The sequence below is a fragment of the Mesorhizobium sp. M7A.F.Ca.CA.001.10.2.1 genome, assembly GCF_003998575.1.
GTDB lineage: Bacteria > Pseudomonadota > Alphaproteobacteria > Rhizobiales > Rhizobiaceae > Mesorhizobium.
Genome location: NZ_RZQY01000382.1, coordinates 1 through 5,674, shown reverse-complemented (window position 1 = coordinate 5,674; position 5,674 = coordinate 1). Strand labels below are relative to the sequence as shown.

5 protein-coding genes and 1 pseudogene are annotated in these 5,674 nt (G+C 62.5%); 4 read left to right on the top strand and 2 right to left on the bottom strand.

The annotated features are described in order from the left end of the window. Window positions 1–155: pseudogene (locus tag EN964_RS38735) on the top strand (peptidase S8); the annotation flags it as partial. Window positions 156–166: 11 nt separating this feature from the next. Here EN964_RS38735 and EN964_RS22295 read toward each other — a convergent pair. Further along, complete coding sequence (locus EN964_RS22295; RefSeq protein WP_127271222.1) at window positions 167–661, bottom strand: hypothetical protein; 495 nt, start codon at window positions 659–661, stop codon at window positions 167–169. A 134-nt stretch (window positions 662–795) separates the two neighbouring features. On the opposite strand from EN964_RS22295, the gene EN964_RS22290 reads away from it, so the two are divergent. Both EN964_RS22290 and EN964_RS22285 read left to right on the top strand, forming a co-directional pair. Next, the gene (locus tag EN964_RS22290; RefSeq protein ID WP_127272264.1) at window positions 796–1,704 is read left to right on the top strand and encodes a LysR family transcriptional regulator; all 909 of its coding nucleotides are present in this window, start codon (window positions 796–798) and stop codon (window positions 1,702–1,704) included. Window positions 1,705–1,868: 164 nt separating this feature from the next. Beyond that, a complete protein-coding gene (locus tag EN964_RS22285) occupies window positions 1,869–3,113 on the top strand; it encodes an NAD(P)/FAD-dependent oxidoreductase (protein ID WP_127267793.1) in 1,245 nt (414 codons plus the stop codon). A gap of 86 nt (window positions 3,114–3,199) precedes the next feature. On the opposite strand, the gene EN964_RS22280 is transcribed toward EN964_RS22285, so the two are convergent. Further along, entirely contained in the window at window positions 3,200–4,222 is a 1,023-nt protein-coding gene (locus EN964_RS22280) for a LacI family DNA-binding transcriptional regulator (protein ID WP_127267792.1), read from the bottom strand. Between the two features lie 364 nt (window positions 4,223–4,586). Here EN964_RS22280 and EN964_RS22275 point away from each other — a divergent pair. Continuing rightward, window positions 4,587–5,674, top strand: a 1,088-nt coding sequence (locus EN964_RS22275; RefSeq protein ID WP_164775927.1) for an ABC transporter substrate-binding protein, incomplete at its 3' end; no start/stop codon positions are given.

Genomic DNA, 5,674 nt, shown 5'->3' with positions numbered 1-5,674 from the left:
GCGCCATCGCCAATCTCATCCACGCCGCGCCCGGTCGAACGGCCGACGGCATCGAGAAGGCGCTCGCGGCGACGGCCAGGGATCTCGGCCCCAAGGGACGCGACAATGATTTCGGCTACGGTCTGCTGGACATCAGGGCGGCGGCAAAGGATTAGTCTGCGACAGGTCAAGTCGCGGCTTGCGGAGGACGCACCAGAAAATAGAGCGCGACGGTGTGCGTGATCATCAGCAGCGGCACGTAGATGATCGGGATCGCGTAGGTGGCGCCCAGTTCGCCCGCACGCTGGGGAAGGCCGACCTGGATGGCGTGGTAATAGTCTACGACGAGGTCGACAGTCCCGACCAGATTGAAGGCAACGACGAGCGCCCAGAAGATCCGAGGTATCCTTGCCGTGACCAGCGCCAGCATGGCCAGCACTCCTGTTATGAGGTCGCCGTAGGCAGCAAACACGGCAAAGCCGGCAGGCAAATCGGGGCCGACGACACCCGGAACGAGGAAGACCAGCCCGAAGAAGCGGAAGCTGTGCAGAGTGGCGACAGCGCGTTGCGTCGCGACCCGGTCCATAGACCTGAGCCACGGCAAACCGTATACGGCGAAGCAAAGCAGCCACGCGACATAGCCCAGAACAAGATGGATTTGGAACACGACCTCGGTTGACATCTGGCCTCTCTCGAAACTGGTTCATGCGACCTCCGACACCGCGTGAGACGCAGGGCAGCCCTTGGCGGACTACCTTGACCGACCTACTAAGCCCGCTTCCATAATTCGACCATCCGCTGTAATCACAACAACCCATGAAGCAGAACTACACAGTCCGGCACGGAGCGCTGGAGGGCGTCGAGGCATTCCTGGCCGTCGCCAGGCACCGCAACTTCCGCCGCGCCGCAGCGGAACTCGGCGTGACACCGTCCGCCGTGAGCCAGGCGGTGCGCGCGCTGGAAACACGCATGGGTGCGGCGTTGTTCGTTCGCACAACGCGGAGTGTCGGCTTGAGCGAGCCTGGCCAACGGTTCCTCGACCGTGCCGGCCCTGCTTTCGAAGAACTTGTGGCGGCCGGCGAGGCGGTGCGTGACATCGGCCGGCGGCCGACCGGTCTGCTGCGCCTGTCCGTACCCCGCGCCGTCGTGCCCTTGATCCTGGAGCCGATGATCGCGTCGTTCTGCCGGGCCTATCCCGAGATCGAACTGGAGATCGCCGCGAGCGACGAGATGGTCGATCTCGCGGCCGGCGGGTTCGATGCCGGTATCCGTCTTGGCCAGTTCATCGCGGTCGACATGGTCGCGGTGCGGCTAACCCCGTCATTTTCCTTCGTGGTCGTCGGCAGCCCTGACTATCTCAAACGCCATGGCCACCCCGAACGCGTCGACGATTTGCGCAACCACGCCTGCCTGCGCTTGCGCCGTTCGAATGGCGCCATTGCGCCCTGGGCTTTCGTCGACGGCAACGAGGCGATCGAGGCGATGCTCTCAGGCCCGCTGATTGCGCACGATTATCCGACATTGCTCGGGGCCGCGATGCGGGGCGTCGGGCTGGCGCAGACGCCTCGACCAATCGCTGAAGGTCCGATAGCCGAAGGTAAACTCGAACCGGTGCTGGACGGCATCGCCGCCACGACGCCGGGCGTCTTCCTGTATCATCCCGGCAAGCGCCAAGTCCTGCCGAAGCTGCGCGCCTTCATCGACCACCTCAAATCCGCGGCGTGAGATATCGGAATCCAGCCCCTTGCGGTGGCCTCCCCACTGCCGGCGTCGGGCGAGATTTTGATCGTGGCGTGAGCCGACAGAACTGCTATCTTGCCCTCGCACCTTCGGGGAGACTATGCGGACGCCATTTTTGGGCGACATGCACTAGCATCGGGATTGCGGCAATGACGAGTAACGCCAATGTCCTCGATGCGGTGGTCGTCGGGGCCGGCTGGGCCGGCCTGGGCATCAGCCATTCGCTGGCACGGCGGGGCCTAAGCCACAGGATACTGGAGAGAGGCCGCATCGGAGAGACCTGGCGCACACAGCGGTGGGACTCTTTCCGGATGAATACCCCCAACGTGCAGACCGTGATGCCAGGCGACTGCTATGACGGTTCGGATCCGTCCGGTACCCTGACGTGCGACGAATTCGTCGCACTCCTCGAGGATTTCGCCAAGCGGCACGGCCTCCCTGTCGAACAGGATACTGCCGTGACCGAACTCGCCAGTGGACACAATAATGGCGAATATAGGCTAACCACTTCACGCGGCACAGTTTTGGCGCGGAACGTGGTGATCGCAAGCGGCGACCTGAATTGTCCGGTGCGCCCAATTTGGGCCGGTTCGCTGCCGCCCGGCCTCTGCCAGATCGATGCTTCCGATTACCGCAGCGCCGCCGATCTCGCTGATGGAGCGGTGCTGGTTGTCGGAGGCGGCCAGTCGGGTGGCCAGATCGCAGAGGACTTGGCAGAAGCAGGCCGAACGGTCTTCCTTGCCACAAGCCGGGTTGGAAGACTCTCTCGGAGCTACCGAGGTCGCCACATTATGATGTGGCTGGTCGAGAGCGGGTTTCTCGACGTGCGTCGAGAGGAGATAATCCGTCTTGCGGAACGCATTCCGGCTCGTGGTCTGCTTGGGGCAGAACGCACCATTAGCCTCCAAGCGCTCAGCGCCCGAGGTATCGTGCTGCTGGGCCGGTTCGCAGGCGTCGAGGAAGGCGGCCGCCTCTCGTTCGCCGACGATCTCGAAGCCCATATTCGTTTTGGGGATGAAGCCTCCGCCAACGTCAAACGCTATATCGACGAATATATCAGTCGCTCCGGAATCGATGCTCCCGTTTCGGAACCCAATCCTGCGGAGACTGTCGCGGCATATCTGCCGGACCCGACTATTCGTTCTCTTGATGTTGCCGTGTCCGGCATAACGACCGTGGTGTGGTGTACTGGCTTCCGGGGTGATTTCAGTTGGGTGAACCTCCCTGGGGTGCTCGACTCGCAGGGACGGCCCGTTCATGAGGATGGCGTGGCTGCGCAGCCAGGTATCTACTTCGCCGGCTTAGATTTCGCCTCCACGCGCAAATCGGGCATAATATTAGCGATTGCCGAGGAGGCGCACCGCCTTGTCGAACACATCGTCGGGCGTTCGTGACGGACTGGACACAGCCGATCCATGATTGGGTAAACCGGGTGTCGCGTCTCAACTCGGTTCCCGCAGAGCATGGGTTTGATCTCCAGCTACGCAGGCGCCCCCGCCACGGATCCCCTGACCACCAGGTCGACCGGCCAGACCTCGCCTCGCGCCCCCTCCTCCAGTCCTGAAATCCGTGCCGCCAGCCGCTCGGCGACACGGGCGCCGGCGAGACGGATCGATGAACGCGTCGTCGACAGCGGCACCGAGAAATTCTCCGGCCTCAGCCAGGGGAAGACATCGTCGTGGGCGATCAGCGAGACGTCGCTCGGAATGCTCAGGCCGAGGTCGCGTACGGCGCGCACGACGCCCAGCGCCATGATCAGGCTGGAGCAGGCGATCGCCGTCGGCGCGTCGTCCTCTTCCAGCAAACGCCTGGTGGCGCGATAGCCGTTCTCCTCGGTCATATCGACCGAGCAGACATGGCGTTCGCTCAATGACAGTCCGCTCGCGGCGAGCGCCCGGCGCACGCCGCGTTCGCGATGGATGGCGAAGGTCTCGCGGTCGTCACCGTTGATCAACGCCAGCCGCCGATGACCTAGTTGGATCAGCAGCCTGGCCGCCTCGTGGAAGGCGCCCTCATTGTCGATGTCGGTAAAAGCATAGTCGAAGTCGAAGCCCTCACTGCGGCCATGGACGATGAAGGGAATGCCGAGCGTGTTGACCAGCGCCACGCGCCGGTCAGCGGGCCTTGGCGAGGAGATGTAGACGGCATCGACCTGCCTGTTGGCGACGATGCGCCGGTAGGTCGTCTCCTGGTCGTCGGCGTCGGCCGGCGACAGCACAAGGTCAAGCTCGTGCGAACGGGCATAGTCACCAAGGCCGGACAGGAACTCGACGAAATGCGGATCGATGTCGACCGACGCACCGGTCGGCAGGACATAGCCGATCATGCCGGTCTTGCCGGTCGCCAGCCGGCGCGCGCTCGGATTGGGACGATAGCCATGGCGCTTGGCGGCATCCATGACACGCCTGCGCGTCTCCTCGTTGACCTCGGGATAGCCGTTCAGCGCACGGCTTACCGTGGTTTGCGAAAGTGCCAGCATATGGGCGAGCTGCTTGAGGTTCACGAAAGGTCTCCATTCCCTCAAAGCGCTTTTAAATTGAATCGACCCAAGTCCCAGCGGGGCCGAGCCATACCAAGCCGAACCATAGACGCGGTTCGGGCGTATTTGAAACAAAAATTGCTGCTGCATCGCCATAATAGCATGTTGCAGCGCACTTTTAGGGGCGCAAATGCGCGAACCTAAATCGATTAATCCGCCCGGCCTCTTGACTTCCCAGCAATTCAATGGCGTGATCGAGAAAGCCAAAGCGCTTTGGAAGACTCTTCGAAAGGTTGCGGTTCCTTTCCGACTGAGTCACAGTCCTGCGGCGTCGGCGGGCGGAATGGAGGTTCCGTCCGGTGTGTGAGACCCACTGGGAGGAATACCGATGAAGAAAATGCTTTTGCTGGGTGCGGCGTTTGCCACGTTCGCCCTGAACGCGCCCGCGCAGGCCGAACTGAAGTTCAAGCCCGGCGAAGACAAGCGCTTCAACTGGGCGAACTACGAAGAGCTCAAGAAAGTCGACCTCAAGGGTGAGACGCTGTCGATCTTCGGACCGTGGCGCGGCGAGGACGAAGGCCTGGTGCGCGGCGTTCTCGACTATTTCTCGGAAGCCACCGGCGTCGAGATCAAATACTCCTCCTCGGAGAATTACGAGCAGCAGATCGTCATCGACACGCAGGCCGGCAGCCCGCCGAACATCGCCGTGCTGCCGCAGCCGGGTCTTATCCAGGACCTGGCGTCGAAGGGCCTTTTGACGCCGCTCGGTGACGACACCGCCAAATGGGTCAAGGACAATTACGGTGCCGGCCAGTCATGGGTCGATCTCGGCACCTTTAAGGACAAGGACGGCAAGCCGGGCTTCTTCGCCTTCCCTTATAAGGCCGATGTGAAGTCGCTGGTCTGGTATTCGCCGGATAATTTCGAGGAAGCCGGCTACAAGGTGCCGAAAACGCAGGAAGAACTTGCCGATCTCGAAAAGAAGATCATCGCCGATGGCGGCAAGCCGTGGTGCATCGGCCTCGGCTCCGGCGGCGCCACCGGCTGGCCGGCGACCGACTGGGTCGAAGACCTGATGCTGCGCACCCAGCCTCCGGAGGTCTACGACAAATGGGTGAAGAACGAGATCCCGTTCAACGACCCCGCAGTGGTCAACGCCATCGACATTTTCGGCAAGATCGCGACCGACGACAAGATGGTCGATGGCGGCGCCAAGGCGGTCGCGGCGACCGATTTCCGCGACAGCCCGAAGGGCCTCTTTTCGGTGCCGCCGAAATGCTACCTGCACCATCAGGCATCGTTCATCCCGACCTTCTTCCCGGAAGGTACCAAGGTCGGCCAGGACGCGGACTTCTTCTACTTCCCGCCCTATGCCTCCAAGCCTGAACTGGGCACGCCCGTGCTCGGCGCCGGTACGCTGGCGATGATCACCAAGGACAGCAAGAGCGCGCGCGCATTCATCGAATTCCTGAAGAT

What these genes read in the sequence shown, in the direction of transcription:
- EN964_RS22295 (WP_127271222.1), bottom strand. Translation starts at nt 661, where the DNA reads ATGTCAACCGAGGTCGTGTTCCAAATCCATCTTGTTCTGGGCTATGTC.
- EN964_RS22290 (WP_127272264.1), top strand. Translation starts at nt 796, where the DNA reads ATGAAGCAGAACTACACAGTCCGGCACGGAGCGCTGGAGGGCGTCGAG.
- EN964_RS22285 (WP_127267793.1), top strand. Translation starts at nt 1,869, where the DNA reads ATGACGAGTAACGCCAATGTCCTCGATGCGGTGGTCGTCGGGGCCGGC.